Source organism: Mycobacterium sp. ABE4_509 (genome assembly GCF_056160785.1).
Genome location: NZ_JBSWXU010000073.1, coordinates 1 through 26759, shown reverse-complemented (window position 1 = coordinate 26759; position 26759 = coordinate 1). Strand labels below are relative to the sequence as shown.

Annotated in this window: 26 protein-coding genes and 1 pseudogene; 19 read left to right on the top strand and 8 right to left on the bottom strand. The window is 67.4% G+C overall.

Features of this window, described 5'->3' with window-relative positions:
• The 3 genes and pseudogenes from ACXAID_RS16360 to ACXAID_RS16350 all read left to right on the top strand — a co-directional run.
• Positions 1 to 281: pseudogene (locus ACXAID_RS16360) on the top strand (hypothetical protein); the annotation flags it as partial.
• A gap of 2 nt (positions 282 to 283) precedes the next feature.
• Complete coding sequence (locus ACXAID_RS16355; protein ID WP_475023261.1) at positions 284 to 1069, top strand: PIG-L deacetylase family protein; 786 nt, start codon at positions 284 to 286, stop codon at positions 1067 to 1069.
• Positions 1070 to 1101: 32 nt separating this feature from the next.
• Entirely contained in the window at positions 1102 to 1689 is a 588-nt protein-coding gene (locus ACXAID_RS16350) for an SAM-dependent methyltransferase (RefSeq protein ID WP_475023260.1), read from the top strand.
• 4 nt (positions 1690 to 1693) lie between these two features.
• Here the strand turns inward: ACXAID_RS16350 and ACXAID_RS16345 are convergent, their stop codons facing one another.
• Positions 1694 to 2914, bottom strand: coding sequence for a CynX/NimT family MFS transporter (locus ACXAID_RS16345; RefSeq protein ID WP_475023259.1), 1221 nt, complete (start codon positions 2912 to 2914; stop codon positions 1694 to 1696).
• Between the two features lie 57 nt (positions 2915 to 2971).
• Here ACXAID_RS16345 and ACXAID_RS16340 point away from each other — a divergent pair, with 57 nt between their 5' ends.
• Positions 2972 to 3652: a FadR/GntR family transcriptional regulator gene (locus ACXAID_RS16340; protein ID WP_475023258.1), complete on the top strand. Its 681-nt coding sequence runs from the start codon at positions 2972 to 2974 to the stop codon at positions 3650 to 3652.
• Positions 3653 to 3910: 258 nt separating this feature from the next.
• Here the strand turns inward: ACXAID_RS16340 and ACXAID_RS16335 are convergent, their stop codons facing one another.
• From ACXAID_RS16335 to fadD8, 5 genes are all read right to left on the bottom strand, one after another.
• Positions 3911 to 5353 carry an amidohydrolase family protein gene (locus tag ACXAID_RS16335; RefSeq protein ID WP_475023257.1) on the bottom strand — a complete coding sequence of 481 codons (1443 nt, stop codon included), beginning with the start codon at positions 5351 to 5353 and terminating at the stop codon, positions 3911 to 3913.
• Positions 5354 to 5394: 41 nt separating this feature from the next.
• Positions 5395 to 6015, bottom strand: coding sequence for a cupin domain-containing protein (locus tag ACXAID_RS16330; protein ID WP_421459094.1), 621 nt, complete (start codon positions 6013 to 6015; stop codon positions 5395 to 5397).
• 504 nt (positions 6016 to 6519) lie between these two features.
• A complete protein-coding gene (locus tag ACXAID_RS16325; RefSeq protein WP_421459096.1) occupies positions 6520 to 7167 on the bottom strand; it encodes a TetR/AcrR family transcriptional regulator in 648 nt (215 codons plus the stop codon).
• A gap of 157 nt (positions 7168 to 7324) precedes the next feature.
• The gene (locus ACXAID_RS16320; protein ID WP_475023256.1) at positions 7325 to 7471 is read right to left on the bottom strand and encodes a hypothetical protein; all 147 of its coding nucleotides are present in this window, start codon (positions 7469 to 7471) and stop codon (positions 7325 to 7327) included.
• A gap of 158 nt (positions 7472 to 7629) precedes the next feature.
• On the bottom strand, positions 7630 to 9240 hold the full coding sequence (gene fadD8, locus ACXAID_RS16315; protein WP_475023255.1) for a fatty-acid--CoA ligase FadD8: 1611 nt from the start codon (positions 9238 to 9240) through the stop codon (positions 7630 to 7632).
• A 397-nt stretch (positions 9241 to 9637) separates the two neighbouring features.
• On the opposite strand from fadD8, the gene ACXAID_RS16310 reads away from it, so the two are divergent.
• From ACXAID_RS16310 to ACXAID_RS16260, 11 genes are read left to right on the top strand one after another with little or no spacing between them, the layout of a single operon-like run.
• On the top strand, positions 9638 to 10522 hold the full coding sequence (locus ACXAID_RS16310) for an MlaE family ABC transporter permease (RefSeq protein WP_475023254.1): 885 nt from the start codon (positions 9638 to 9640) through the stop codon (positions 10520 to 10522).
• Positions 10523 to 10526: 4 nt separating this feature from the next.
• Complete coding sequence (locus ACXAID_RS16305) at positions 10527 to 11384, top strand: MlaE family ABC transporter permease (protein WP_475023253.1); 858 nt, start codon at positions 10527 to 10529, stop codon at positions 11382 to 11384.
• On the top strand, positions 11385 to 13010 hold the full coding sequence (locus ACXAID_RS16300) for an MlaD family protein (RefSeq protein ID WP_475023252.1): 1626 nt from the start codon (positions 11385 to 11387) through the stop codon (positions 13008 to 13010). It begins immediately after the preceding gene.
• Positions 13007 to 14062, top strand: coding sequence for an MCE family protein (locus tag ACXAID_RS16295; RefSeq protein ID WP_475023251.1), 1056 nt, complete (start codon positions 13007 to 13009; stop codon positions 14060 to 14062). Before ACXAID_RS16300 ends, ACXAID_RS16295 begins: the two co-directional genes overlap by 4 nt.
• A complete protein-coding gene (locus ACXAID_RS16290) occupies positions 14055 to 15092 on the top strand; it encodes an MlaD family protein (protein WP_475023250.1) in 1038 nt (345 codons plus the stop codon). The genes ACXAID_RS16295 and ACXAID_RS16290 overlap by 8 nt, the downstream gene beginning before the upstream one ends.
• Positions 15089 to 16207, top strand: coding sequence for an MCE family protein (locus tag ACXAID_RS16285; protein ID WP_475023249.1), 1119 nt, complete (start codon positions 15089 to 15091; stop codon positions 16205 to 16207). Before ACXAID_RS16290 ends, ACXAID_RS16285 begins: the two co-directional genes overlap by 4 nt.
• Complete coding sequence (locus ACXAID_RS16280; protein ID WP_475023248.1) at positions 16207 to 17424, top strand: MlaD family protein; 1218 nt, start codon at positions 16207 to 16209, stop codon at positions 17422 to 17424. The genes ACXAID_RS16285 and ACXAID_RS16280 overlap by 1 nt, the downstream gene beginning before the upstream one ends.
• Positions 17421 to 18671 (top strand): MlaD family protein, encoded by a 1251-nt coding sequence (locus ACXAID_RS16275; RefSeq protein WP_475023247.1) that lies wholly within the window; start codon positions 17421 to 17423, stop codon positions 18669 to 18671. Before ACXAID_RS16280 ends, ACXAID_RS16275 begins: the two co-directional genes overlap by 4 nt.
• Before the next feature lie 25 nt (positions 18672 to 18696).
• On the top strand, positions 18697 to 19347 hold the full coding sequence (locus ACXAID_RS16270) for a DUF3329 domain-containing protein (protein ID WP_475023246.1): 651 nt from the start codon (positions 18697 to 18699) through the stop codon (positions 19345 to 19347).
• A 17-nt stretch (positions 19348 to 19364) separates the two neighbouring features.
• Positions 19365 to 20156, top strand: a complete 792-nt coding sequence (locus ACXAID_RS16265) for a DUF3298 domain-containing protein (RefSeq protein WP_475023245.1) — start codon at positions 19365 to 19367, stop codon at positions 20154 to 20156.
• Positions 20157 to 20200: 44 nt separating this feature from the next.
• On the top strand, positions 20201 to 20755 hold the full coding sequence (locus ACXAID_RS16260; protein ID WP_475023262.1) for a hypothetical protein: 555 nt from the start codon (positions 20201 to 20203) through the stop codon (positions 20753 to 20755).
• A 6-nt stretch (positions 20756 to 20761) separates the two neighbouring features.
• Here the strand turns inward: ACXAID_RS16260 and ACXAID_RS16255 are convergent, their stop codons facing one another.
• Complete coding sequence (locus ACXAID_RS16255; protein ID WP_475023244.1) at positions 20762 to 21988, bottom strand: TetR/AcrR family transcriptional regulator; 1227 nt, start codon at positions 21986 to 21988, stop codon at positions 20762 to 20764.
• A gap of 357 nt (positions 21989 to 22345) precedes the next feature.
• Between ACXAID_RS16255 and ACXAID_RS16250 the strand changes: the two genes are divergently transcribed.
• The 3 genes from ACXAID_RS16250 to ACXAID_RS16240 all read left to right on the top strand — a co-directional run bounded on the left by ACXAID_RS16250 (position 22346) and on the right by ACXAID_RS16240 (position 25613).
• Positions 22346 to 23302: an oxygenase MpaB family protein gene (locus tag ACXAID_RS16250; RefSeq protein ID WP_475023243.1), complete on the top strand. Its 957-nt coding sequence runs from the start codon at positions 22346 to 22348 to the stop codon at positions 23300 to 23302.
• Between the two features lie 14 nt (positions 23303 to 23316).
• Positions 23317 to 23904 (top strand): TetR/AcrR family transcriptional regulator, encoded by a 588-nt coding sequence (locus tag ACXAID_RS16245; RefSeq protein ID WP_475023242.1) that lies wholly within the window; start codon positions 23317 to 23319, stop codon positions 23902 to 23904.
• Positions 23905 to 24047: 143 nt separating this feature from the next.
• On the top strand, positions 24048 to 25613 hold the full coding sequence (locus ACXAID_RS16240) for a long-chain-fatty-acid--CoA ligase (protein ID WP_475023241.1): 1566 nt from the start codon (positions 24048 to 24050) through the stop codon (positions 25611 to 25613).
• 8 nt (positions 25614 to 25621) lie between these two features.
• On the opposite strand, the gene ACXAID_RS16235 is transcribed toward ACXAID_RS16240, so the two are convergent.
• On the bottom strand, positions 25622 to 26245 hold the full coding sequence (locus ACXAID_RS16235; RefSeq protein WP_421459020.1) for an SOUL family heme-binding protein: 624 nt from the start codon (positions 26243 to 26245) through the stop codon (positions 25622 to 25624).
• 162 nt (positions 26246 to 26407) lie between these two features.
• On the opposite strand from ACXAID_RS16235, the gene ACXAID_RS16230 reads away from it, so the two are divergent.
• A partial coding sequence (locus tag ACXAID_RS16230; RefSeq protein ID WP_475023240.1) for an NAD(P)-binding protein occupies positions 26408 to 26759 on the top strand: 352 nt, incomplete at its 3' end.

The following is a 26759-nucleotide window of genomic DNA, read 5'->3' as shown; positions in this document are numbered from 1 at the left end:
GCGCGACGCCGTCGAAACCCAGCAGTCCGCCGATTCCGTGCGCGGCCAGGTTGCTCTGCGCGCCCGCGTCGATCACCAGGGTGTGCCGGCGTGCCCGCGCGGTGGTGGAGACCGCGGTCGACGAGTCGATCAACCGGACCGCACGAGCCCTGGGCCCGGCCCCGTTGGCGACCAATGCGGCGCACTCCGCCCGGGTGGCCGACCTGTCGATCTACATCCGGCAGAGCCATGCCGAGCGTGACCTCGAACGGCTGGGCGAGTTGGCGGCAGGGGTGTCCTGACGATGCTGAACCAGAAGTCCTATTCGGGTGCTACGCAGAGCAATTCGGCTCGTCTGGCCGCCCGGCCGCTGCCGTTCGGCGGCACCCCGACCCCGGCCTGGCTAGCCGACCGCTTCGAGGCGCCGGCGCTCGACCTGAGTGGCTGCCCGGAGCTCGTGCTGGTGGGTGCGCATCCCGACGACGAGACGCTCGGGTTCGGTGCCGCCGCAGCGCGACTGGCCGCCGCCGGGGTGCGGGTGCAGATCGTCTCGGCCAGTGACGGTGGTGCCTCCCACCCGAATTACTCTGTGTTGCAGCGCTACCGGTTGGAGCGGACCCGGCGTGCCGAACTGCACCGGGCGGCGCGTGTGCTCGGCGTCGCGCAGCCCATCTGTCTGGGTTTGCCCGACGGTGAGATCGCCGGGCACGAGCAGCGGCTGACCGACCTACTCACCGAGATCCTGGCAGCCAAACCGCCGGGCACCTGGTGCGCGGCCACCTGGCGTGGGGACGGTCATCCCGACCACGAGGCGGTGGGCCGTGCGGCGGCGATCGCCGCGGAGCGGACCGGCGCGGTGCTGGTGGAGTACCCGGTGTGGATGTGGCACTGGGCGTCGCCCGGCGACGACGCGGTGCCCTGGCAGCGGATGGCCAGGGTCGTGCTCGCAGAACCCGACATCGAGCGGAAGCGGTTGGCCGCCCGGAGCTTTCGCAGTCAGTTCGCACCCGTTGCGCCTGACGAGGCGCCGGTTCTGCCGCCGGCGGTGCTGCACCGGTTGCTGGCGGTCGGTGAGGTGATCTTCCGCTGAGTTCCCGGCTTCCCGACGCATTCTTCGACCGCATGTATGCGCAGGCGGCCGATCCCTGGCAGCTGCAGAACCGGTGGTATGACCGGCGCAAGTACGCCATCACCACGGCGATGCTGCCGTATCCGCGCTACCGGCACGCGTTCGAGCCGGGTTGCTCGGTCGGGGTGCTCACCGAGCAGTTGGCCGCCCGCTGTGACCACGTCACCAGCACCGACGTCAGCGTGGCCGCCCTGGACGCCACCAGCGCGCGGATGGCCGCCGGCGGCCTGCGCGAGCAGGTCACGTTGATGCGTGGTTCGCTCGACCAGCCCTGGCCGGCTGGACCTTTCGACCTCGTGGTGCTTTCGGAGGTGTGCTACTACCTGCAGCCGGGGTTGCTGCGGGAGGTGCTCGACCGTGAGGTGCCGCGGTTGATGCACACGGCCACGGTGGTCGCGGCGCATTGGCGCCATCCGGTGCAGGAGTATCCGATGGCCGGGGACCGCGCCAACGACATTGTCGCGGCGACCGCCGATCTGCACCATCTGGGCCGCTATCAGGACGCCGATGTGGTCATCGATGTGTTCGACCGCTCGGGTGGGGCTTCGGTGGCGGCGCGCACTGCGGTGCCCGGCGCCTGAGGGGTCACACGTAGCGCGCCCGTCCGGCCAGGGCGCCGGCGGAGATCTGTACCGCATAGACGGCCAGGAACATCAGCCAGGGCACCGTCCAGCCGTGCGTCAGGTCGTGCAGCAGCCCGAACAGGAACGGCCCGGTGCCGGCGATGAGGTAGCCGAAACCCTGCGCCATGCCTGACAGTTGGGAGGTGTCCTCGGCGGTGCGGGCCCGCAGGCCGAGCACGGCGAGCGCCATCGAGAACGCGCTCATACCGATGCCGATGAGCACGCTCCACAGCAGGGGTTGGGCTGCCGGGGCCACCAGCATGCCGACGGCGCCGGTGAATCCGACGACCCCGACCGCGACGATCCAGCCGCTCTGGCTGGGCCGCCGGGCTGCCATCGGCGCGATCACCAGGGACAGCGGGACGCCGATGAGTGATGTGAGCCCGACCAGCAGCCCGGCCTGGACCTGCTCGATGCCGTGGTCGATGAAGACCTCGGGGAGCCAGCCCATCACCACGTAGGCCATGAAGGCCTGGCTGCCGAAGAACAGCGTCACCGTCCAGGCCAGCCGGTTGCCCAGCAGCGACCGGCGAACGACCGGCCCGGGCTGGCGGGGGGACCAGGTGTCGCGGTGGCGCCGGGTCGCGGGAATCCACACCGCCAGCGCCAGCCCGGCCACCACCGCCCAGGTGGCCAGCGCGGCGCGCCAGCCGCCGAGCGGTCCGGTCAGGATCGGGGTCAGCGCCGAGCCCAGTGCACCGCCGCCCTGCAGGGCAGCGGTGTAGATGCCGGTCATCAGGCCGATCTGGGCCGGGAAGGACGCCTTGACGACGACCGGGATGAGCACGTTGGCCAGCGCGATGCCGGCGCAGGCCAGCAGGGTGGCGCCGATGACGACGTGCGGGCCGGCCGTCACCCGCAGGGCCAGGCCCGCGGTCAGGGCGACCATCGCCGCCGAGATGGTGTGGGCCAGACCGATGCGCCGCGCCAGCCAGGGTGCGGCGAAACCCGCCCCGGCGAAGCACAGGGCGGGCAGCGTGGTCAGCAGCCCGGCCCAGGTCGCCGAGACGGACAAGTCGGCGCGCAGGTCGCCCAGCACGGTGGCGATGCTGGTGACGGCGGGGCGGAGGTTCAGCGCGGTGAGCACGACCGCCACGGCCAGTAGGGCGCCCCCGGCGACGGGCGAGATGCGTTCTGACCCGTCGGGTGCGGGGACGTCGATTCCCTGTGGTCGGCTGAGCATCCTGCTAATCTGCCATACATCCCATGATTGGTTGTAAGTAAAGGCAGGGGGCCGGGTGTGCCGTTGAGCACTGCGCGCCGGTCCGGGCTGGTGGATCAGGTGATCGACCAGCTCAGGGGTGCCGTATCGAGCGGTGAGTGGCCGATCGGCCGGCGCATCCCCAACGAGACGGAGCTCGTCGACTCGCTGGGCGTCGGCCGCAACACCGTGCGTGAGGCGGTCCGCGCGCTCGCCCACGCCGGAATCCTCGAGGTCCGGCAGGGCGACGGCACCTACGTGCGGGCCACCAGCGAGGTGTCCGGCGCGCTGCGCCGGCTGTGCGGTGCCGAACTGCGCGACGTGCTGCAGGTGCGCCGTGCCCTGGAGGTGGAGGGCGGCCGGCTTGCCGCGATCAACCGGACCGACGCCGACATCCGCGAGCTCCGGGCGCTACTGGACCGGCGCGACGGACGCGCCGAGGCCGACGACACCACGGCCTTCGCCCGGGCGGACGCCGAGTTCCACCTGGCGGTGGTGCGCAGCGCACACAACGCGGTGCTGACCGAGCTGTACCGCGGGCTCATCGAAACCGTGACGGCCAGCGTCGCGACCACCCGGGACGTGCCGATGACGGCGCCGGACCACGCCGAGTTGCTGGAGCGGATCGTCGCCGGTGACGCCGACGGAGCCGCTCGGACCGCCGGTGCGCTCCTGGACCGGATACTCGACGGTTCGGTCGACAACGATTATCCCTTGTAGAACATTCGCTTTCGCGAATCCACGCTTCGATACTCACAACGATCCCCTCAGAATCCGTGCTGGGGGACAGGCCGCGGGCATCTAGGACCGTACGTCGAGAGGTTCGTCAGCAGTGGGTGTCGTCGATGCCTTGAAACAGGCTCGCAGCGGCATTGCGCGTGGAGTCGTTACGGGCCACAGGTGTGCGTCGGTGTTCGGGGTGCCGTTAGCCGAAGGGCGACCGAGTGCCCTGACTGGGGTCTCGAGCGTGGGCTGGGTTCAGTGGAGACGGTCACTGGCAATGTTCTGGATCATCACCGGGGTGATCTGATCCCACATCTGCGGTACAGGAGGTTCCCAGCCTCCACGACTTTGCACGCGCTTTGCCAGGCGCGCGTAGGCGTCTTCGATCAAAGCGACTGCTCGGCGCTCGAGATCCTGAGGCAATCCCCCGTCCTGAACAACGGTGCGTCCGGCAACCATGACTCGGTCGATATCGCGGGTGGTCGTCTGCATGACGATGGAGTCGATGGGATCGATGATCGGGCGCATGTTCAGTCCGTCATTGCGCAAGAAAACCAGGTCGGCTGACTTGCCGACCTCGATCGAACCGCACACATCACCCATGCCCAAAGCTCGGGCGCCGGCGAGGGTGGCGGCGTGCAGGATCTGGCGGGTCGTCACCGGGAGCTCGCCGGTAACCGCCGGTAGGCCCTTCGTTTCCAACAGTGGCTGAAATGCATAGCCACGCTCATGCTGCATCAGGATACGCATGGCGGTGAAGAGGTCTCCGCCGTTGTTGGACACGATGTCGGCTCCGATGCCGGCGTTCACTCCGTGTTCAAGAGCGCGACGGAAAATCGGTACACCGCAGGCCATCTGCAACTCGGTATCGGGAGTGGTCGACACCGAACAGCCGTGGTCGCGCAGCAGGATCAGTTCCGCGTCGGTGCACGCGTTGCTGTGTGAGTGCAACTGGCCCTCGCGCAACAGACCCGCTTTGTGCAGCAAGGTGACGTCGGCCATCTGCTGTTCGGCATTCCAGATGCACGAGGTATGCATGGTGACCGGTATGTCGAGTTCGGCAGCCAGCTCGATCTCGTCGCGTGTCTGATACAGCGGCACCAGACCAAGTTCGTTGAGGGCAACACCCATTCGCATCACGCCGTCGGAGGCAAAGTACGTGTCTTTGATTCGTCGCACGTCGGCTGCGCGCAGATCCCAGGAAGTGAAGTACGGGTCCGCTCGTGGTGAGTTGAAGTACCCGTAACACCACAGGATCCGCAGACCCGCGTCAGCCACGCCGCGTACTGCCTGGTCGGCATGGTCGGGGGTGCTGTTGTTGTGTGAGTAGTCGATCGTAGTAGTGACCCCAGCGCTCAACGCATCGAGGCCGCCGGCGAATTGGCCCGCATAGATATCGTCGGCCTCGTGCAGGCCGGCATGGTTGTTGCGGATTCGCCAGAAGTAGTCGTTGAGGTTCCAGTCGGCGCACAGGCCGCGCATGGTGGTCTGCCAGAGATGACGGTGCGAGTCGACGAACCCGGGGACGACCCAGCGGTCCTTCGCCGAGATCGTTTCGGCGTCCACTCCGGTCAGATCGCCTCCGATCGCGACGATGGTGCCGTCCTCGACCAGGATGTCGCCGCTTTGTATCTCGCCGCTGAGGGGATCACCGATGAGCACGTCGCCGCCAGTGATCAGGATGCGAGTTTGCGCCATCTGCTATCTCCTTCCTTGGACATTGATTCGAAAGGCTGTCTTCATGTTTGGGCGAGGACGGCGGGACGCCTGCCGTCGATCAGCACTGCGGCAATCACGCACGGCTCGCTTCCGCGGTTGACCCATGCGTGCGTCGTGCCCTGTTGCACGACGCAGTCGCCCGGCGTCAGGAGCACTTCGGTCCCGTCGGTCATCAACATGGTCATTTGGCCGAAGATGACGACGATGTAGTCGACGGAGTCGGTACGGTGCATGCTGGCGTGCCGCGACTTGGCCGCCGCGTCGGGCCTGTGGGCGGTGCCCATAGCCTCGAACGCGGCATCCGTGTCGACGGCGAGCCCGGTCTCCGGGGGTATCTCGACGACACGGAACAAAGAACCCTGCGGAGTGGGGTCGTGACGCATGGGGCGAACGCGGTCGTGGGTCTGGTCAAGGTCGGCGGGGCATTCATCCGTCGACCACAGCTCGGTGACCCCGGCGCCCGGCCATCCGGCCACCTCGAGGACTTCGGTGGCCGTGTTATCGAAGATTACGGTGGTTTCACCATCGGGCATGTGACCGGTGACGATGCGGCGAACTTTGTGTAAAGGCATTGATGCAGAGGCCCTTTCGGTCGAATTGTGCGGGGTGGGTGCGGTCAGGCCCGCGGAGTCGTAGAGCATCTTCTCCTTAATTGCACTGCAGTGCAGTGAGTGCACTAGGATGCTGCTATGTCTTGCCTCGCGAGTCAACCCCAGATGCGAAATTCGTCCGCGCGGACGAACAAGCCGGCATGACCGTGGCGGGTTCAGGTTGAGAGAGGACGAGCAGCAGCGACTTGAGATGACGAACAGCGAGATGGACGCGCGGCCAACACCGCCGATGTCCTCAATGACGGTTAGCCATACAACGCGAACATCGGATTGATGGATGCCGAAAGTTGCCTGCTCCTCTTCGATCCCAAGCCGTCGTCGGCATTCCGCACGCGGACCGGCGATGGGATGTAACAACTTTCGTTGTCCTGCGACAGCAGGCTTCGATGAAGCCGTTACCCATCGAACGTGCCGCGCCGGCCTTGCAGGCTGCTAGCGTCCCAGGAACCACGCTCTGCGGCGGCACCAGCACCGGGGCCGTCGTCCTAGGGGTTCGACATTCGAATGCGCCAGCAGCGGACGGCCCGATAGCTGTCAGCTCGCCCTGGGCCTCAACCCGTCCAGGACGAGATCGACCGCCTTGGCAAGGTCGACGCCCAATGCGCCAGCCTGAGAAGGCTGTTCCATCCACCGAAAGAGCACGCCAAGGTAGACATCGTAGAGAACGTTGGCGGCGACCACCGGATCCACCGCGCTGTCGATGGTGCCGTCGTCATGACCGGCAGCCAACCACTCACTCAGGCGGCCAGAAATCCTCGCCCAGTTGTAGACCGGCCCCTGCGAGGTAAGCCACCCGATGAGCATCTGTCGCGTCTCTTCGGGTGCTTCCTCGGTGATACCGACCAGTTCGCGAAAGAAAGCCCGCACGCGATCGATGACCTTCCCCGAGGTACCGACGGCTTCTTGCGCGGCCTCCGCGGCGCGCGAACGGCGACGGTCAGCCCACTCATAGGTGATGTCACCCTTGGCCGGAAAATGATTGAAGACCGTCCGTCGAGCGGTTCCCGCGCGCGCGGCGATGTCGTCCATTGTCGTTGCGTCGAAACCACGCTCTACGATCACCGCCACCGCAGCCTGGTAGATACGCTCTCTGTTGAAGAGACGGTTCTGTTCCCTGAGACCACCAGCGGGTTTTTCCACCAGGCTCGGATTCGCCCCACCACGGCGCTTCTTTTCCGTCACCTGTGCACCCTAGCCTCGTTTTTTCGTCCACGGCGGTGGAGGTGAGACTCCGCAGCGGGGTCCGCCGGGAACGGGGTAGCGCCGTTGAGAGGCGTTCGAGGTGGGCCCGAATCACCGGGTGGGGCGGACTTTCCCAGGGCCAGTTGATCTTTTGTGATCATTCGGTCAGGCGGCTGATGGTCACCCAAGGCTCGCGGAGGATCTCCCAGGCCTCGGCCAAGGCTTCTACCCGCGATGCGACGACGATATTGATCACGTGCGGGGTGCCTTCCCTTGCGGATTCTCGAATCGTAAAGAAGTCCAATTACCCCTTGTAGGACAGCCGCTTCGGGCATCTACACCTCGATATTCGCGACGATCTCCGAAAGTCCTGGCTAGTAGCGCTCAGCCGAGCGGGCCGGATCGTCGGCTCAGCCGACCGGGCCGGATCGTCGGCTCAGCCGACCGGGCCCGATCGTCGGCTCAGCCGACCGAACGTCCCGACCCTTCCCAGAACTGCGCCCGCACCGCCTTCTTGTCCGGTTTGCCCAGCGCGGTGATCGGCACCGAATCCACCACGACGACCTGTTTGGGCGACTGGACCGGACCCTTGCGCTCCTTGACCGCCGCCTGGATCTCGGCGGTCATGGTGGCCACCGCGGCGTCGTCGGAGGCCGCGTCCGGCCGCAGCACCACCACCGCCGTCACCGCCTCACCCCACTTCTCGTCGGGCGTACCGATCACGCATACCTGGCCCACCGACGGGTGTTCTGCCACAACGTCTTCGACCTCCCGGGGAAAGACGTTGAAGCCGCCGGTGACGATCATGTCCTTGGTCCGGTCGACGATGTAGTAGAAGCCGTCGGAATCCTCCCGGGCCAGGTCGCCGGTGTGCATCCAGCCGTCGCGGAAGGTGTCGGCGGTGGCGTCGGGCAGGTTCCAGTACCCGCCCGACAGCAGCGGCCCGGAGACGCAGATCTCGCCGACCTCCCCCTGGGGCACGGGCTGGCCGTCGTCGCCGAGCAGCGCCACCCGGGCGAACAGGGTCGGCCGTCCGCAGGACGTCAGCCGCTTCTCGTCGTGGTCCTTCTTGGACAGGTAGGTGATGACCATCGGCGCCTCGGACTGGCCGTAGTACTGGGCGAAGATGGGGCCGAAGCGCCGGATGGCCTCGGCCAGCCGCACCGGGTTCATCGCCGACGCGCCGTAGTAGACGGTCTCCAGCGAGGACAGGTCGCGGGTGTGTGAGTCGGGGTGGTCCATCAGGGCGTAGATCATCGAGGGCACCAGCATCGTCGCGGTGATCCGTTGCTCCTCGATCACCTTGAGCACCTCGGCCGGGTCGAACTTCGTCATCACCCGCAGCTCGCCGCCCTTGACGATGACCGGGGTGAAGAACGCCGCCCCGGCATGCGAGAGCGGGGTGCACATCAGGAACCGCGGGTTCTCCGGCCATTCCCATTCGGCCAGCTGCACGGTGGTCATCGTGGTGATCGACTGGGTCGTGCCCATCACGCCCTTGGGCTTTCCGGTGGTGCCGCCGGTGTAGGTCAGGCCGCCGATGTGATCGGGCGGCAGGTCGGCCGCCGCCAGAGGCTTGGCCGGGTACTTGGCCGCCTCGGCGGTCAGGTCGACCGCGGTGACGCCGCCCTCGGTCAGCTCCTCGGGAACCGGCCCGATCGTCAGGACCTGCTTGAGCGAGGGAACCTTCTGCATCAGGCCCAGGGCGCGTTCGACGAACATCGGGTTGGGGTCGATGATCAGCGAGGTCACCTCGGCGTCGGAGAGCACATAGGCGTGGTCGTCGAGTGAGCCCAGCGGGTGCAGTGCGGTGCGGCGGTACCCCTGGGTCTGGCCGGCGCCGATGATCATCAGCACCTCGGGGCGGTTGAGCGACAGCAGGCCGACCGCCGCCCCCGTTCCGGCGCCCAGCGCCTCGAACGCCTGGATGTACTGACTGATCCGGTCGGCCAGCTCGCCGCCGGTCATCGTGGTGTCGCCGAGGAACAACACCGGCTTGTCCCGGTGGCGCTTGAGTGCGCCGACGGTCAGATGGCCGGAGTGCAGCGGATGCCGGAGCAGGTCCAAAGTCATGGCCTACAGACTAGAACGTGTTCCAATTCATGTGTGAATTCGGCGTGGAAATCGATGCTCAACGGTGAATCCGTCACCGAATTCACGTTGCCGACAATTGTTCGGCCGGGTGCCGGCGAAGGGTGGCTGTTCTGGCCGGATAGCCCCCGCGGGCGTGCTTCGTGGCGCAATATCGAACCAACGCGACCCGCCTGAGAATTTCGGCAAATCCAGACAAAACTTTGCCAGTCCGAGAAGTTAATGTGCATACTCAGGACCATCAGGGCAAGGACTCCACGGTCGAGCCGCGGCGATTATACTGTCGCGGGCGTCATTTTGAGCTGCTGAGAGTCGATATCCTGCATGAATAGGGGTCTATGTGTTCGGCGACTACGACGATGTGGCAAGCGCTAAGTAAATGATGATTCAGCCAGACAAGCGTTCTTCTGAGCCGGTGGCTCGAGACGGGAAACCCGACGACGGGGTTCAGGAGATCGCCGACTGGGCGGGTGGCTACGTCTCCCGCCACCCGCTGGCATCGCTGGCGACCGTCGGCGACCAGTTCGTCCTCGGCGTCCGAACCCTGCAGTATCTCGCCATCGACCTGTTCACCGGACGCTTCCAATGGCAGGAGTTCATCCGGCAGGGCGCCTTCATGGCGGGCACGGCCGTGCTGCCCACCGTGCTGGTCGCGCTGCCCATCGGCGTCACCCTGTCGATCCAGTTCGCGCTGCTGGCCGGCCAGGTCGGCGCCACCTCGCTGGCCGGTGCGGCCAGTGGGCTGGCCGTCATCCGCCAGGCGGCGTCGCTGACCGCGGCGATCCTGATGGCTGCGGCCGTCGGCTCGGCCATCACCGCCGACCTGGGCTCGCGCAAGATGCGCGAGGAGACCGACGCCATGGAAGTGATGGGTGTTTCGGTGGTCCGGCGGCTGGTGGTACCGCGCTTCGCCGCCGCGATCATGATCGGTGTCGCTCTGACCGGCGTCGTATGTTTCGTCGGCTTCCTGGCCAGCTATCTGTTCAACGTCTACTTCCAGAACGGCGCGCCGGGCAGCTTCGTGGCCACCTTCGCGGCCTTCGCCACCACCGGCGACATGATCGTCGCGCTGGTCAAGGCGGTCGTGTTCGGCGCCATCGTCGCCGTCGTGTCCTGCCAGAAGGGGCTGTCCACCAAAGGCGGGCCGACCGGGGTCGCCAACTCCGTCAACGCCGCAGTGGTCGAATCGATCCTGGTGCTGATGGTGGTCAACGTGGCGATCAGCCAGCTCTACATCATGATGTTCCCGCGGGTGGGGCTGTAGAGACGTGGCAGCTTCCCAGTTCTCGCCGGCGCTGCTGGCGCCCGTGCGGCAGTTCTACCGCAACGCCACCGCGCCGGTGGTGCGGCTCGGGCACATGCTCGTCTTCTTCGGCCGCGCCCTGCTCGGCATTCCGGTGGCGTTCCGGCACTACCGCCAGGAGTTCGTCCGGTTGCTTTCCGACATCGCCTGGGGCAACGGATCGTTGGTGGTCGGCGGCGGAACGGCGGGCGTGGCGATCGTGCTGGGCATCACCGTCGGCGCGCTGGTGGGCATCGAGGGTTACAACTTCCTCGACCTGCTCGGACTGGGGCCGGCCACCGGGATCATCTCGTCGCTGGTCAACACCCGTGAGCTCGCTCCGATCGCCGCGTCGCTGGCCTTCGCGACCCAGGCCGGGTGCCGCTTCACCGCGCAGCTGGGGTCGATGCGCATCGCCGAGGAGGTCGACGCGCTCGACGCACTCGGCATCAGGCCGATTCCGTACCTGGTCACGACGCGGCTGATGGCCTCGGTGGTCGCCGCCGTCCCGCTCTACGTCGCCTGTCTGGCAGTCAGCTACATCACCACCCAGGTCGTCGTCACCATCATCTCCGGTGGTTCGACCGGGTCCTACATGCACTACTTCACCCTGATGCTGTCGGGGCAGGACATCGTCTACTCGATCATCAAGACCGTGGTGTTCGTGTGGATCGCCTCGACGGTCCAGTGTTATTACGGGTTCTACGCCACCGGCGGCCCCGTCGGTGTCGGGGTGGCGGCCGGGCGCGCGATGCGGGCCAGCATCACCGTGGTGATCATGGTCAACATGCTGCTGACGATGGCGCTCTGGTCGGTCGATTCCGGGGCACGGTTCGGGGGCTGAATGGGCAATTCATTTGAACTCGACGGTCGCGGGCCCTCCGACAGGCAGCTCCTCGGGGCGGGTATCGCGATGCTGGCAGTGGCGGCGGTGGTGACCGCGACCCTGCTGGTGAAGGCGACCGGGCGGCTGGACCCCTACGTCCGGGTGGTGGCCGATCTGGTCAACGTCGGCGACGGGCTCCCGCAGCGATCCGATGTGAAGTACCACGGCGTCCTCGTCGGCGCGGTGCAGAGCGTCACCCCGGCCGCGCACGGCGACCCGAACTTCGTGCACATCGATCTGGATCCCGAGTACGCGAAGTCGATTCCGGCCTCGGTGACCGCCCGGGTGGTGCCCAGCAACGTGTTCGCGGTCTCGTCGGTGCAGCTGGTCGACCAGGGTTACGGTCCGCCGATCGCCGCCGGCGCGCACATCCCCGAGGACACCGAGCTGCCGACCGTCCTGTTCCAGACCACCATCAGCAAGCTGCGCGACATCCTCGCCGCCACCGGCCGCGGCCGGGAGGACAAGACCATCGGCGTCCTGGCCGCCGTCAACGCCGCCACCGAGGACCGTCGCACCGAGCTGTTGACCAGTGGTGCCCAGCTGAATCGGCTGATCGACGAGGTCGACTCGATCGTGGCGACCGATCCCGACGGCACGACCGTGTCGGCGTTGATCGACGCGACGCAGGGGCTTTCCCAGACCGCGCCCGAGCTGATCGACGCGCTGCATGTGGCCGTCGAACCGATGCGGACCCTGGTCGAGCAGCGCTCCCAGCTCGATTCGCTGGTCAGCGGCGGGCTGCACACGTTGGGAACCACCGATACCGCGCTGAACAACCACACCGACAAGCTGGTCAAGATCAGCTCCGAGCTGACCCCGGTGCTGGGGTCGCTGGCCGAAACGTCACATCACTGGGTTCCGGCGTTCGTCAAGCTGAATGGCTTGTCGGAGAAGTTCTTCGAGCACGTCTGGCTGCCCGAGAGCGACGCGTTCAACTTCCGGGTGAACCTGTCCTTCACGCCGTCCTACAGCTACACCCGAGCCGACTGCCCGCAGTACGCCGGGCTGAAGGGGCCGAGCTGCTACACCGCGCCGCTGGTGCCGACGCGTCCGGAGCTGCCCGACACGATGCTGCCGCAGAACTATCAGCCGCCGCCCGACCTCGCCCCGCCGTCGGGCACCGTGGTCGGTGAGAACGGCAACCTGGTCGCGGTCGGACCACCGCTGATCAACCCCAACCCGAGCCTGGCCGATCCGAATCCGCCGCTGCCGCCGTGGATGCCGCCGTCACCGCCGGTACCGGGGACGGCCAACCCCGCCCTGGTTCCGACTCCGCAGCCGCCCTTCCCGCTGTCGCCCGCCGCCCCGGTCGCACCCAAGCCCGGTGACCCGCCACCGCCTGCGCCACCGCCGGCGGGGCCTCCGGCGACACCACCCGGCGGGCCGGTTCTGCCCGCCGAGGCCGCGCCTGCCTCCTATGGCGGAAACGTGGGACCGGTTGGCAGCCAACAGGAACGCCGGCAGCTCGGGGTGATCACCGGCCGGCCGGCCAGTACGGCGACCCAGCTGCTGCTGGGGCCGCTGGCCCGTGGCGCCACGGTGTCAGCGGCCGAACCAGGTACGGCAGGGGGGAACCCGTGAGAAGTCGTGGTGCACTGGTCGGTCTGTCGCTGTTCATGGTCGTGGCCCTGACCCTGACGTGGTTGGTGTATGTGACGCTGCGCCGTGACGTGGCGGGCTCGACAGTGCCCTACGCCGCGGTGTTCACCGACGTGTTCGGGCTGCGTGAAGGCGACGACGTCCGGATGGCCGGCGTGCGGGTCGGCCGGGTCGAAGGCATCGAACTCGACGGAAAGCACGCCAGGGTCGACTTCGTGGTGCAGAGCGACCAGCAAGTGCTGGGCACCACGGTGGCCTCGGTGACCTACCAGAACATCGTGGGGCAGCGCTATCTGGGGCTCTCCCTGGGCAGCATCGGCGATCCGGGACCGCTGCCGGCGGGCAGCGTCATTCCGGTCGAACGCACCGACCCCTCGTTCGACGTCGGCGCGCTGCTCAACGGCTACGAACCGTTGTTCAGTGTGCTGGACCCACGCGCCGCCGACGATCTGACCCAGGGGGTGATCCAGTCGCTGCAGGGCGACGAGGCGTCGATCACCGCCCTGGTCTCCCAGACCTCGCAGCTGACCGACACCTTCGCCGGTCGCGACGAAGAACTCGGCGAGGTCATCACGAATCTCAACGCGGTGATGGGGAACCTGGCGCAGCACAACGATGATCTCGACCAGGTGATCAGCACCACCCGCGACGTCGTCTCCACCTTCGAGGCGCGCCGGCCCGAACTGGTCGACTCGATGGGCACGATCTCGCGGGTGGTCCGGCAGCTCTCCGAGATCAGCGACGAGGTGCATCCCGACATCGACGAACTGGTCACCCGCCAACCGGGTTTCGTGCAGCACATGGTCAGCATCGAACCGCAGCTCGCGTTCACCGGGGCCAACCTGCCCCTACTGTTGAAAGGATTCGCCCGCATCACCAACGAGGGTGCGTACGGCAACGCCTACGCCTGTGACCTGAACGCCACCGGGTTCTTCCCTGGCCTCAACGATGTCGTGCCGATCGTCGTCGACGCGGCCACCCCGGGCAACCAGGCCGCCTACAGCCCACGATGCCGGAACCTGGCCAATGGCTGAGACACCGAAGCGCCGCGGGAAACCGCTCGAGGAGCGCAACAGGACCGCGCTCGGGATCGGCGCGATCGCGGTCGTGGTCGTACTCGTCGGCGCGATGCTGACCTATCAACTGGCCGGCATCGGATACCGGACCTACACCGCGCAGTTCCTGCAGGCCGCCGCACTGCAGGTGGGCAGCCCGATCGTGGTCGCCGGCATCCCGGTCGGCGAGGTGACCGACATGAAACTGGCCGGGGACCACGTCGAGGCCCGGCTCAAGGTGCGTGACGACGTCGTCCTCGGCGAGGACTCGCGGGCCGTCATCAAGGTCACCACGATCCTCGGGTCGCGTCATCTGTCGCTGGAGCCCGACGGCGCGGGATCGCTGCCCGACGACAACTTCGACCTGCGCCACACCGAGGTCCCCTACGACCTGCAGGAAGCACTGGCCGACGTGACCAGGACCTACGAACAGGTCAACACCGACGATTTCGCGGAATCGCTGGCGATCCTCGGCAGGCAGATGGAGACGCTGCCCCCGGTGGTGCCCCAGGCGCTGGAGAACACCCGCATCCTGTCGACGATCATCGCCGAGCGGCGTGACCAGCTCGGCGAGCTGCTCGAAACCACCGAGATGGTGAGCACCACGCTGCGCCGGCAGCAGTCGGCCATCGGCACTCTGGTGCACCAGGGCAACGCGTTGCTGGGTGAGTTCGTGGCGCGGCGGGCCAGCTTCCACGCGATGCTGAGCGCACTGACCAATCTGGTCGAGACGCTCAGCGGCATCGCCGTCGACAACCGTCCGGAACTCGAACAGCTGCTGGTGGATCTGCGCCAGCTCTCCGACATGCTGGGCCAGCACGACGACCTGCTGCGCAGCACCTTGCAGGCCGGCGCGCCCGCGCTGCGCGGGCTCACCAACGCCACCGGCAACGGCAATGCCGCGGATCTGAACGTCAGCAACGGTCTGCTGGTCGATTCGTGGATGTGTGCGATCAGCGGCCGTGCCAAGCAGTTCGACATGATCGAGTACTTCCAGGACTGCCAATGAACGTCACCAGAAAGAAGCTTCTCGCGCTGGCCGGCGCCGGTGTGATCGCCGCGGTGGTGGGTGCGGGGATCGTGTGGTCGTTCGTCTCCGAGCGACTGGACACGATCACTGTGACCGCCCAGTTCAACAGTGCGGCAGGGCTTTACGTGGACAACACGGTCGCGGTGCTGGGCATGCCGGTGGGCAAGGTCACCGAGATCCGGCCGATGGGCGGCTACGTCGAGGTGGACTTCACCGTCGACCGCGACGTGCAGATACCCGCCGACGTGCAGGCCGTCACCATCTCGAACTCGATCCTGACCGACCGTCAGATCGAGCTCACCCCGCCTTACCAGGGCGGTCCCACGCTGCAGGATCACGCGACCATCGGGATGAACCGGACGGCCACACCGGTCGAATTCGCCCGGGTGCTAGACGTTCTCGACAAACTGTCGCTGTCGCTGGAGGGTGACGGGAAGGGCAACGGCCCGATCGCCGACGTCGTCGACGCCAGCGCAGCCATCGCCGACGGCAACGGCCGGCAGATGAAGGACGCCCTCGGCGAGCTCTCCGAGGCGCTGCGGCTCAGCGCCGATCGCGGGGACGTCACCCGCGACCAGTTGACCACCATCATCGGCAACATCAGTTCGTTGTTCGAGGCGGCTGCCGACAACGACGCCACGCTGCGGGAGTTCGGCAGTGCGGTGCGTCAGCTCAGCCAGGTCCTCGCCGACGAGGATTTCGGCACCGGCGCCACCGGGCGCAAGCTCGAGGATGTGATCAACCAGGTCGGGGAGGTACTCGAGACGCATCGCGACGAGGTCGCACAGATCGTCTCCAACGGCGATGTCGCGCTGACCACGACGGTGGACTACCAGCGCGAGCTGATGGAGTTCCTCGACCTGGCCCCGATGACGCTGGACAACATCTACAACATCGTCGACAAGGAGAACGGTGCCGCGCGCGTGCATGTGCTGACCGACAAGGTGCTCTTCGACACCCAGACGGTCAAGGAGATGTGCAACATGATGGGCTTGCGGCAACTGGGTTGCAGCACCGGCACACTGCAGGATTTCGGTCCGGACTTCGGACTGTCCTACGTCCTGGACGGACTCGCAGCGATGGGGCAGAAATGATGCGCGGCAAGCGGTTCCGGATACTGGCCGCCGCGTCGGTCGCCGCGCTGTCGGCGGTGTCGGTGTCCGGCTGTGCCAGCGAGGGTCTGTCCAGTCTTCCGCTCCCGGCTCCGGGGGTCGACGCCGGCGGGTACACGCTCACGGCGGTGTTCGCCAATGCGCTGAACCTGCCCGCGCACGCCAAGGTCAAGCTCGCGGGCGCCGATGTCGGCCAGCTCGAATCCATGGAGGCCCGCAACTACACCGCGGTGACGACGCTGCGGATCATGGACGGCGTGCAGCTCCCCGAGGGCAGCACCGCCGAACTGCGTTCGGCCACACCGCTGGGCGATGTCTTCGTGGCGATCAAACCACCCACGCCGGTGACTCCGGGAACCCCGTTGCTCGAAGACGGCGACGTGATCGGACTGGAGTCCACCGCGGCCGCGGCCACCGTCGAATCGGTGCTGAGCTCGGCGGCGATCCTGATCAACGGCGGCGCGGTGCGCAACTTCACCAACATCATCAACGGATTGGGCAAGGCCACCGGCGACCAGGGCCAGGCGTTCGGCGATTTGATCCGCAAGACCAACGACACCCTGGGAACCCTCAACGCGCGCTCGGACCAGATCTCCACGGCGCTGACCGACACCACCCGTCTGGTCGAACAGATCGAAGCCAAGAACGACGTGCTCGGCGAGCTGATGACGCAGGCCCGTCCGGCCACCGACACGTTGGCCGAGCACACCACCGCGATCGCCGACCTGGTGACGCAGGTCGGTGACGTGGGTGTCCAGCTCCAGAAGTTCCCGTCCGTCGCCGGCAACGACACCAGCGGGCGCTCGGTGATCGGCGACGCCAACACCATCGCCGGCGCCTGGAACGACGTGGTGCTCACCCCCGACGCCACCCTGTACTCGCTGAACAGGCTGATGCCGCCGTTCGTCAAATCGATGTCCAGCAACGCGGTTTCGACGCGGGTGAGTATCGACCGGTTGATTCTGGGCTCGATCCCCGACATCGGCTTCACCGGCGACGACGGGCTGCACGGGCCCAAGCGGTACAACTGGCACCAGCTGGTCGGCTCGCTGAAGTACACGCTGTTCCGGTTGCAGGAGCGCATCGTCGGACGGGGCCCGGAGGTGCCGCAGGTGCCGGTGATGCCCAGCCCGACCGAACCGGGGGAGATCGTGACCGTACCGCCGGAACCGCCGGAAACCCCGGAGCCGCCGCGATGATCAACGCGGGAGCCAACACCGTCGTCACCGTCGTGCGCTGGGGCCATCGCCGCCGCGCCTGGCTGTCGGCGGTCGCGCTGCTGCTGACCCTCGCGGTGGCCGCCGCCTACCTGCTCCTGGGGGCGTTGCGGGTCAACCCGTTCGCCTCCAGCTACCGGGTGATCGTGCAGTTGCCCGAATCGGGTGGGCTGCTGCCCGATCAGGACGTCACCATGCGGGGCGTCTCGGTCGGGCGGGTACGCAGCCTCGACATCACCGCGGCTGGCGTGGACGCGCACATCACGATCGATTCGACGGCCAGGATCCCGGAATCGAGCGATGTGCGGGTGTCGGGGTTGTCCCCGGCTGGTGAGCAGTACATCGACTTCGTCGCTGACTCCGATGCCGGGCCCTACCTGAGCGACGGCAGCGTCATCGGGGAGGGGCGGGCGACGGTGCCGGTCACGCTGGCTACTCTGCTCGCACACGCCGACGGGGCACTGGCGCAGACCGATGTCGGCAAGCTCGAGGTGATCCGCGAGGAACTGAGCCTCAGCGAGGCCGGCCCGCAGAAGCTGGCCGACATCATCGACGGCGGCGCGTTCCTGCTCTCCACCCTGGATTCGGTGCTTCCCGAGACCTCCAGCGTGCTGCGGACCAGCCGGGTCACCCTGGAGTTGGCCGCCGACAAGAACGCCGGAATCGAGGTCGCCTCGGACAATCTCGCGGAGAGCCTGGGCGGTATCAGCTCGATGCGGGACGGCTACCGACGGCTGACCGACCGCGCGCCGGGGGCGTTGGACTCGGTCGACAACCTGTTCGTCGACAACTCCGACACGATGGTGCAGCTGCTGGGAAGTCTGGCGAGCACCTCCCAGCTGCTCTACCTGCGGGTGCCTGCGCTCGATGCGCTGTTCCCGGACTATCGCACCTCGCTGTTGGACGCGGCCGGCAGCACGATGCACGACAACGGATTCTGGGCCACCGGTGACATCTATCCGCGGTACACCTGCGAATACGGCACTCCGCGTCGGCCGCCGTCGTCGGCGGACTACCCCGAACCGTTCATGTACACCTACTGTCGCGACGACCATCCGGGGGTTCTGGTGCGCGGAGCCAAGAACGCACCCCGGCCGGCCGGAGACGACACCGCCGGGCCCCCGCCCGGCGCGGACCTGGGCAGGACGACGGACCCGACACCCAAGGGCCGCTACACCATCCCGACGCCTTACGGCGGCCCGACGCTACCGATCGAGCCACCCCGATAGCGACCGTGCGCACGAAGGAGACGACATGTCCTGGACGACCGACGACGAACTCGACGAACGGCACGATGGCCCGGACGCGCAGGACGCCGCGCCTGCGGCCGGCGACGAGGAGGACGCCACGCCTGCGGCCGGCGACGGTGACGACGCCGAAACCGAGGACCCCGGGCCCACCGTGGCCGAGGACGCGCCGAAGTGGTCGTGGCGGCGGCGCGTGCTGGTCGGCGGGGCCGCAGCGCTGATCGTCGCGGGTTTCGCCACGTCGGGTTACCTCGGCTGGCAGCTGTGGCAGGACCGTCAGGTGGACAACGCCGCCGAGCAGGCGCAGAGCGCGGCGGTGGCCTATGCGCAGGTGCTCACCAGCATCGATTCGAAGAACGTGGACGAGAACTTCGCCGAGGTGCTCGACGGATCGACCGGTGAGTTCAAGGACATGTACTCCCAGTCGAGCACCCAGTTGCGCGAGCTGTTGATCGAGAACGAGGCCTCGGCGCGCGGCGTGGTGCTCGAGTCTGCGGTCCAGTCTGCATCCAGGGACCAGGTCGTGGTGCTGCTGTTCGTCGACCAAGCGGTGCAGAACACCAGCGTCCCGGACCCGCGCATCGACCGCAGCCGGATCAAGATGACCATGGACTACGTCGACGGTCGCTGGCGGGCCAGCAAGGTCGAACTCCCCTGAGAGGCAGTCGAAACATCATGCACGTCAAAGCTTTGATCGCAGTGGTCGCCGCGGGCGCGGCGGCGTGGTGCGGCGCCCCGGTCGCCGCGGCGTCGGCGACGTCGTTCTGCGATGAACTCGGCGGCACATACAACGGCCGGTACTGTCACACGTCGGTGGTCTCGGACCGCAACGCCGTGCGCGAAATCACCGTCGCCATTCCCGCTGAGCTGATCGACGATCCGGCGGTGGGCCCGGTGCTGCGCGACTACCTCGGCACGCTGGTCGGCAACTGGCGCAGAGTGGGGCAGAGCATGGTCGCCGACAGTTTCGGTGAGGGCAACTACCAGATCTTCCGGCACGGCGACGCGCTGTCGCTGGTCTACCACGAGACCTACCACGCCGACGGACCGGACTTCAACAACGCCTACCGGACCTTCACGTTCGACATGTCCAGCGGCACAAGGCTGCAGCTGGCGGATCTGACGAAGCCGGGTGTCGACCCGCTGGTGGCGATCCCACCGCTGGCGCACCCCTACGTCGTCGCGGCACTGGATGCCGCTCCGCCGCCGCACCAGCCCGGCAGCTATCCGTTCCTCGCCGATCGCTGGACGCCGGACAAGGTGTACTCCGGCGGCTACAAGGCCTGGGCGCTGACCCCGGACGAGCTGATCATCTACATGCCCGACTACCCGGTCGGGCGGGACAGCCCGACCGACTTCACCCCAGGGGTGATGCAGTGGTCGATGGACGGGGGCACGGTCCAGGCGCACATTCCGCTGGCCGCGCTAACGCCGGTGCTGCGACCGGAGTTCGGCGGTACCCCGTGACATCGCGGTGGTGCACGGCGCTGCGCCGGGCGGTCGTGGTGTCGATGGTCGCGCTGTTCACCCCGGCGCTCGCCGATGCGCAAACGGGCGGCGGCGCAGCGCCGACGCTGCCGGTGTTCGAGCCGTATCCCTCGGATTGGGCGCCGGACTATTCGTTGTTCCCGTACAACCTGTGGCAGAACCGGGTGACCCCGGAGCAGATCACCGCCGAGCGCGACTCCTGTCAGTGGTTCAACGCGCAGTACGACGCATTGATGGGCCAGGCCTTCGGGTTTCAGCACTTCCTGGCAGATCAGCACGACGACTGGTCGGCACCGGCGGTGCAGGCCGCGGCCGCTACCGTCGTCGCGAATCTCGATCAGTCGGCGGCGTTCCTGGATCCGCGGGTGCACACCCTTTACATCACCAACTATCCGGATCTGAGCCAGTATTCGCCGCTGTTCCACGGCGATTCGTTCTACCGGTTGTGGTTCCAGTTCACCCAGATCAGCGACAAGATCACCCGCAGGGTGCCGGCGGGCCAGATCAACGCCAACACTGCGACCGCGAACGTCTACGGGACCGCGATCCGTGATTCGGGCGTGTGCGCCGGAGCTTGAGTTTCGTCAGGCCGACAACTCTCCGACGGAGGGTCCGGCATTGCGGCCGGCCATGTCCGCGCCGAACAGGATGATCCGCATCATGGCGCGGACCCAGGCCCTCGACTCGGCGGAGTTGTCGTAGTCCATCAGCCTGCCGAGATCGACGACGAGCGCGAACGTGGCGTGCACGATGAACAGGGCCTCGGGCATCTCGATGTCGGGCCGCACGGTGGCCAGCAGCTGTGCCCAGCGCTCCACCGTGGCCCGCTGGATGTTGTGCAGGATCTTCGCATCGGGGGCCGGCAGGTTTCCCTTGTCGGTGTAGTAGAGGTAAGCCAGCTCAGGGTCCTCGAACGACCGCGCGATGTAGGCGTCGACCAGTCGGTCCAGCACCAGGGTCGGATCCGATTCGGCCGAGAGCGCTTCGGACAGGTCCGCCGAGACGCGATCTGCCGCCCTGCGAAAGGACGCGGCCAGGATGTCGGCTTTCCCGGTGAAGTACCGATAGATCCCGGATGTGGGCATGCCGACGGCGTCGGCGATGTCTTCCATGCTGGTGTCGTGATAGCCGACCCGGTGAAAGAGTCGCAGCGATTCACGCAGCAGTGCTTCGTATTTCATCCCCCGGTCGAGGTTCGGCAGGCCGGGGGTGTCCTCGGCGGGCGAGGTCGGCAGATCCGCTTCGAGGGCATCCCGGGACAGCGCCAACAGTAGCGACCGGATCTGCTTGGTGCCCAGCTTGGCGTGATGGTCGGCGATCGAACCGATCACGCTCAGAGCCGCCGAGGACAGGGTCCATCTCTGCACCGAGGACAGGCTCGGCCGCATCTGCACCAGCGGCCGGTGCAGCCGGCGGTTGACGAGCTTGAGTTGATCGGTCAGCACCGCCAGATCTTCGGCGACCAGATAGCGGCCCTCCCAGCGGTACAGCCCGCTGAACGTGCGGTTGGTGATCGAGGTGTCGATCAGAGCCAGCAGCAGCTTGTCGCGCACGTCGGCGGGGTCGGCATCAGCGGTCTGGTCGGCGAACGCGGTCGCATCGACGAGCTGCTGGCTCAACCCGAGCACCGCCTCCCGGAACAGTCCGTACTTGCTCGTCGCGTGGCGGTACAGCGCCGCCGCGGACACGCCGACCCGCGCCGCGATCTGCTCCATGCTCACCGCGTGGAACCCCGACGAACTGAACGCGTCCGAGGCCGCACGGGCAATCTGCGCCTTGCGGTCACGGGGGCGTTTCTGGGCCGGCGGCATGAGACGTCACCCTAGCCGGTTCCGGCCGCTGATGCCGAGGAATGATCTACAACTTCAGTGCGTCCGGGACATCGCGGCATCCCGGGTGAATAGTGCTTGAATGAAGCCATATTGGGTCCACCCGTAGGGTCTGACGAGGCCGGGTTGGCGTACGAATAGTTGTTTACTTTCTGTTACCCGGCGCAGGTCGGCGCGTGTCCTGAACGCGGCCTATCGAAGGTCGATGTCTCGCGGATCGGGATGCGAAACGGTTGCCGATGTTCGGGCGTCCGCAGCGGATCCACCGCATTCCCACGCCTGTTGACATGTTGGAACAGAAAGTTAGTCTTTGTGTCAACAGTGACGTCGGGGGGCGCAATGGTCACAGTCGCCGAACAGGCACCAGCGCAGCAGCGGGGTTCGGTCCGTCCGGAGGTGATCCGCGAGTTCCGCAAGCACTCCGGCTCCACCCTGGGCGGGTTCTTCGGTGCCGCCGCCTTCGACGAGGTCGCCCTGGTTCCGGTGGCCGCCGCGGTCGACAAGACCGGACGGTTCGCCGCGAACTTCGCCGATCGTGGTGTGCGCAGCGGGTTCTCCACCTTCCTGGCGATCTGGGGAGACGCCGAGGACCGGGCCGCCGAGGGGGAGCGGCTCAAGACGATGCACCGCGAGGTCAAGGGGCATGGCACCGGCGAGTTCTCCGACGTGCGCTACAGCGCGCTGGACCCGAAGTTGTGGAACTGGATCGCCGTCAGCGGGCTGTTCCTGGTGCTGAACTCGTTCACCCCGTGCACCGGGATCACGATGACCGACGACGAACGCGAGGTCGCCTACGAGCAGCTGCTCGAGGCCTTCGGCGCGCTCGAGCTGCCCGGAAAGAGCGCCAAACTGCCCGCCACCTATGCCGAGGCGGTCGACTACTACGACGCGATGGTGCGCGACGAGCTGGCCACCAACCCGTTCCTGCGCCGGGTCACCCGGGACCTGACCAGGCTGCCGCTGCCCACGCTGGTGCTGCCGCCGCTGCTGCGCACGGTGCTCACCCCGGGGTGGATGGTGGCCCGCCCGGTGGCCGGCCGCGTCATGCTGGTGTGCTCGTTCGGCATCCTGCACCCCGGGGTGCGGGAACTGACCGGGTTCCGCTGGCAGGCCCGCCACGATCGGGAGTTCGCGCTCTACACCAAGCTGCTGCAGCTGGCGTACCGCACCCTTCCCGACCGGCTGCTGCTGATCCCGCTGGCCCGCAACCGGATCGAGTACGAGAAGCTGGTCCGCATGCACCGCTCGGTGGCGCTGGACTCGTTCGGACCGCCGGCCGGCTGCCCGGCCGGCTGAGCGGCACCGGGACCGTGCGGCGGCTGCGCAACACCGACAGCCCCACCCAGCAGGAGTCGGCGATCCTCAAGGCCGCGGCCGAGGAGGTCTCCCTCGTCGGGGTCGGCCGGCTGAGCATGGACGTCGTCGCCCGCCAGGCCGGGGTCAGTCGCAGCACGCTCTACCGGCGTTTTCCCAGCCGTGACGCGGTGATCACCGCGCTGGGGCGGGTGACCTTCGACCTCGCGATGGCGCGGCTGCGCGACGTCGGTATCGACGACGGCCCGCAGGACGCCGTGGTCGCCGCGTTCCGCGAGGGCGTCCGGTTGCTCACCGGGGAACCGGTGATGCGGCGGTTCCTGCAGCTCGACGGGGACTTCACCGCGACCACCGAGATGCTCGACGAAGCTCGGTTGTTCCTGGTCAGCGCCGCGCATGCGATGGCCAAGGCGTTGCGGGCGGCGGGTGCGCAGATGCCCGACGAGGATCTGCTGGCGGTCGCCGAACTGCACATCCGGATGGCCGCATCGCTGGTGCAGGTCGACACCGGCGTGCTCGACGTGACGGACGACGACGCGGTCGCCCGCTACGCGCAGACCTTCCTCGCTCCGATGGTGCACTGACTAGTGAATAACTGTTCACATGTTAGGTTTGAAAGTCAGTATGAAGTGCACAATCAGACTCAGTCATGGTGAAACCGTGGATCACATCAGCAGGATTGCGCGAAACCGGTCGGTGACGCACACGCACATGGGACGCTTCTGACATGGACCTGCCCGAGCCCCGTTTTCTCGACGAACGTGTTGCCCACTGGGCGAAGACCAAACCCGACGACGAAGCCATGGACTATCTGGACCGGTCCTGGACCTGGTCGCAGTGGAACGACCGGATCCGCCGGCTGGCCGGCGCCCTGGCCGAACGCGGCATCGGCCGCGGCGACGTGGTCGCCTTCCTCGACAAGAACCACCCGGCCTGCGTCGAATTGACCTACGCCGCCGCATCGCTGGGCGCGGCCAACGCGATCATCAACTTCCGGCTGGCCGCCGACGAACTCGACTTCGTGCTCAACGACTCCGACGCCAAGCTGCTCATCGTCGGCGCCGAGTTCAAGCCCTCGATCGACAAGATCCGCGACCGGCTGACCAACATCGAACACATCATCACGGTGACGCCCGAGGGCGGCGAGGGCGACGAGTACGAGGCGATGCTGGCCGCGTCCAGCCCGGTCGAGCGCAGCGCCGACGTCGAACCCGACGACGTCTGCGTCATCATGTACTCGTCGGGCACCACCGGCCGCCCCAAAGGGGTGGAGCTGACCCAGGCCAACATCATCGCCCACACCGTCAACGCCCATCACGGCTTCGACTTCGACGAGGGCGACAAGAACATGGTGTCGATGCCGCTGTTCCACGTCGGCGGCACCTCCTATGTGCAATTCGGTATCTACGACGGCATTCCCAGCGTGATGACGCGCGACGTCGACGGCGCGGCACTGGCCGGGGCGATCCTCAAGGGCGCGAACCGGACCTTCCTGGTGCCCGCGGTGCTGTCGATGGTGCTCGACGCCGGCGAGGACGCGGTCAAACTGTTCGGTGCGCTGAAGACCTACGGCTACGGCGCCTCCCCGATGCCGCTGCCGCTGCTGCGCCAGGCCCTCGAGGCCTGGCCGGAAACCGGTTTCGTGCAGGCCTACGGGCTGACCGAGGTGTGCGGGGTGATCAGCCAGCTGCTTCCCGACGCACACCGCGCCGAGGACCATCCCGAGCGGCTGACCAGTGCCGGCACCCTGGTGCCGGGCGCCGAGGTCCGCGTCGTCGACCCGGACACCGAGCAGGACGTGCCGACCGGCGAGCAGGGCGAGTTGTGGTTCCGCACACCGCAGTTGATGAAGGGCTACCACAACCGCCCGGATGCCACCGCGGAGGCGATCACCCCGGACGGCTGGTTCCGCAGCGGGGACATCGGGCGGGTCGACGAGGGCGGCTACATCTTCGTCGAGGACCGGCTCAAGGACATGATCATCTCGGGCGGGGAGAACATCTACTCGCTGGAGGTCGAGCGGGTGCTCGCCGAGCACGACGCCGTCATCGAGGTGGCGGTCATCGGGGTCCCCGACGAGAAGTGGGGCGAGGTCGTCAAAGCCGTCGTCGTGGTCGAGGGCGAGGTCTCCGAGGCTGACCTGATCGCCTACGCCAAGGAGCGGCTGGCGTCCTACAAGTGCCCCAAGACCGTCGACATCACCGAGGAGTTGCCGCGCAACCCCACCGGCAAGGTGCTCAAGAAGGAACTGCGCAAGCCGCATTGGGAGGGTCGCGACCGCACCACGGTGTAGAGCGCGACTCAGATCGCGACGGCGACCTCGTTGCGGCGCACGAACGGCAGCGTCCAGGGCGGGTCGTAGAACCACGCGGTCGGCTCCCCGGCCGGCTCGATACCGTTGTCGCTCAGCGCCTTCAGCAACTCGGTGGTGCGGTCGGCGATCGCCTTCGGGCCGCGGTCACCGGTGAACCGCAACACCGCGACCGTCTCGGCCGGCACCTTCACCAGCCGTACCTGTTCGTCGTCGGGGGCCGGCAGCGTCTCCATCGACCACTTCGACGGCATGTAGAACCGCACCGTCCAGTTGCCGTCGGCGCCGCCGGTCTGCGCCACCGGAGCCGTCATCGCGATGTCCTCACCCGCCGTGGACGCCTGGTCGACTGGTGCGGTCATCGCGATCTCGGCATCGCGATGGTTGCCGCCGAAGATGTACCCGGCCAGCCGGCGGAACCCCGTGCTCAGCGCGCTCTGCTTCTCGCCGGTGACCGTGGTCTCCGCCGCGATGCGCGGGCCGTACTCGCGGATCTGCACCGTCTCGGTCAGCTCGCGCGGAATGTAGTGCGGCTCCTCGACGGTGCGGACGCCCACGATGGACAGCGCGGACTCCACGACCTGACCGGCGACTTTGGTGATGGTGTCGAACACAAGACCTCCTCGAGGAGTGTGGTACCCACGCGGGCGCGCCGGTCCACCTGCTATTCGTCACCGATCGGCGCCCGGATCGGTCGGGCGCGCGTCACCGCTTCGTCATGGTGCCGGCCGGTCCACACCTGCCATAGTGGTCCTGACGAGAAACCATGAGCTGCAATGACTGTTGACGACATCGATGTCCTGGTGATCGGCGCAGGGCTGGCGGGCCTGCGCTGCGCCGGCGTGCTCGCCGCGGCCGGCCGCGACGTCACGGTGTGGGAGGCCGCCGACGACATCGGCGGGCGGGTCCGCACCGACGTCATCGACGGGTTCCGCTGCGACCGTGGTTTCCAGGTGCTCAACCCGGCCTATCCGGAGCTGAGCCGGGCCGTCGATCTCGAGGAGCTGGCGTTGCAGCCGTTCGGAGCCGGTGTGGCGGTGCGGCGCGAGCGCGGCGCGACGGTGTGGGTGCATCCGCTGCGGGTTCCGCAGAAGGTGCCGGCGATGCTGGCCCGCGGCGGGCTGGGGC

Coding starts and splice junctions, on each gene's coding strand:
- ACXAID_RS16355 (WP_475023261.1), top strand. CDS start 284: ATGCTGAACCAGAAGTCCTATTCGGGTGCTACGCAGAGCAATTCGGCT.
- ACXAID_RS16350 (WP_475023260.1), top strand. CDS start 1,102: ATGTATGCGCAGGCGGCCGATCCCTGGCAGCTGCAGAACCGGTGGTAT.
- ACXAID_RS16345 (WP_475023259.1), bottom strand. CDS start 2,914: ATGCTCAGCCGACCACAGGGAATCGACGTCCCCGCACCCGACGGGTCA.
- ACXAID_RS16335 (WP_475023257.1), bottom strand. CDS start 5,353: ATGGCGCAAACTCGCATCCTGATCACTGGCGGCGACGTGCTCATCGGT.
- ACXAID_RS16330 (WP_421459094.1), bottom strand. CDS start 6,015: ATGCTCTACGACTCCGCGGGCCTGACCGCACCCACCCCGCACAATTCG.
- fadD8 (WP_475023255.1), bottom strand. CDS start 9,240: ATGACTTTGGACCTGCTCCGGCATCCGCTGCACTCCGGCCATCTGACC.
- ACXAID_RS16310 (WP_475023254.1), top strand. CDS start 9,638: ATGATGATTCAGCCAGACAAGCGTTCTTCTGAGCCGGTGGCTCGAGAC.
- ACXAID_RS16300 (WP_475023252.1), top strand. CDS start 11,385: ATGGGCAATTCATTTGAACTCGACGGTCGCGGGCCCTCCGACAGGCAG.
- ACXAID_RS16290 (WP_475023250.1), top strand. CDS start 14,055: ATGGCTGAGACACCGAAGCGCCGCGGGAAACCGCTCGAGGAGCGCAAC.
- ACXAID_RS16285 (WP_475023249.1), top strand. CDS start 15,089: ATGAACGTCACCAGAAAGAAGCTTCTCGCGCTGGCCGGCGCCGGTGTG.
- ACXAID_RS16280 (WP_475023248.1), top strand. CDS start 16,207: ATGCGCGGCAAGCGGTTCCGGATACTGGCCGCCGCGTCGGTCGCCGCG.
- ACXAID_RS16275 (WP_475023247.1), top strand. CDS start 17,421: ATGATCAACGCGGGAGCCAACACCGTCGTCACCGTCGTGCGCTGGGGC.
- ACXAID_RS16270 (WP_475023246.1), top strand. CDS start 18,697: ATGTCCTGGACGACCGACGACGAACTCGACGAACGGCACGATGGCCCG.
- ACXAID_RS16265 (WP_475023245.1), top strand. CDS start 19,365: ATGCACGTCAAAGCTTTGATCGCAGTGGTCGCCGCGGGCGCGGCGGCG.
- ACXAID_RS16260 (WP_475023262.1), top strand. CDS start 20,201: ATGGTCGCGCTGTTCACCCCGGCGCTCGCCGATGCGCAAACGGGCGGC.
- ACXAID_RS16255 (WP_475023244.1), bottom strand. CDS start 21,988: ATGCCGCCGGCCCAGAAACGCCCCCGTGACCGCAAGGCGCAGATTGCC.
- ACXAID_RS16250 (WP_475023243.1), top strand. CDS start 22,346: ATGGTCACAGTCGCCGAACAGGCACCAGCGCAGCAGCGGGGTTCGGTC.
- ACXAID_RS16240 (WP_475023241.1), top strand. CDS start 24,048: ATGGACCTGCCCGAGCCCCGTTTTCTCGACGAACGTGTTGCCCACTGG.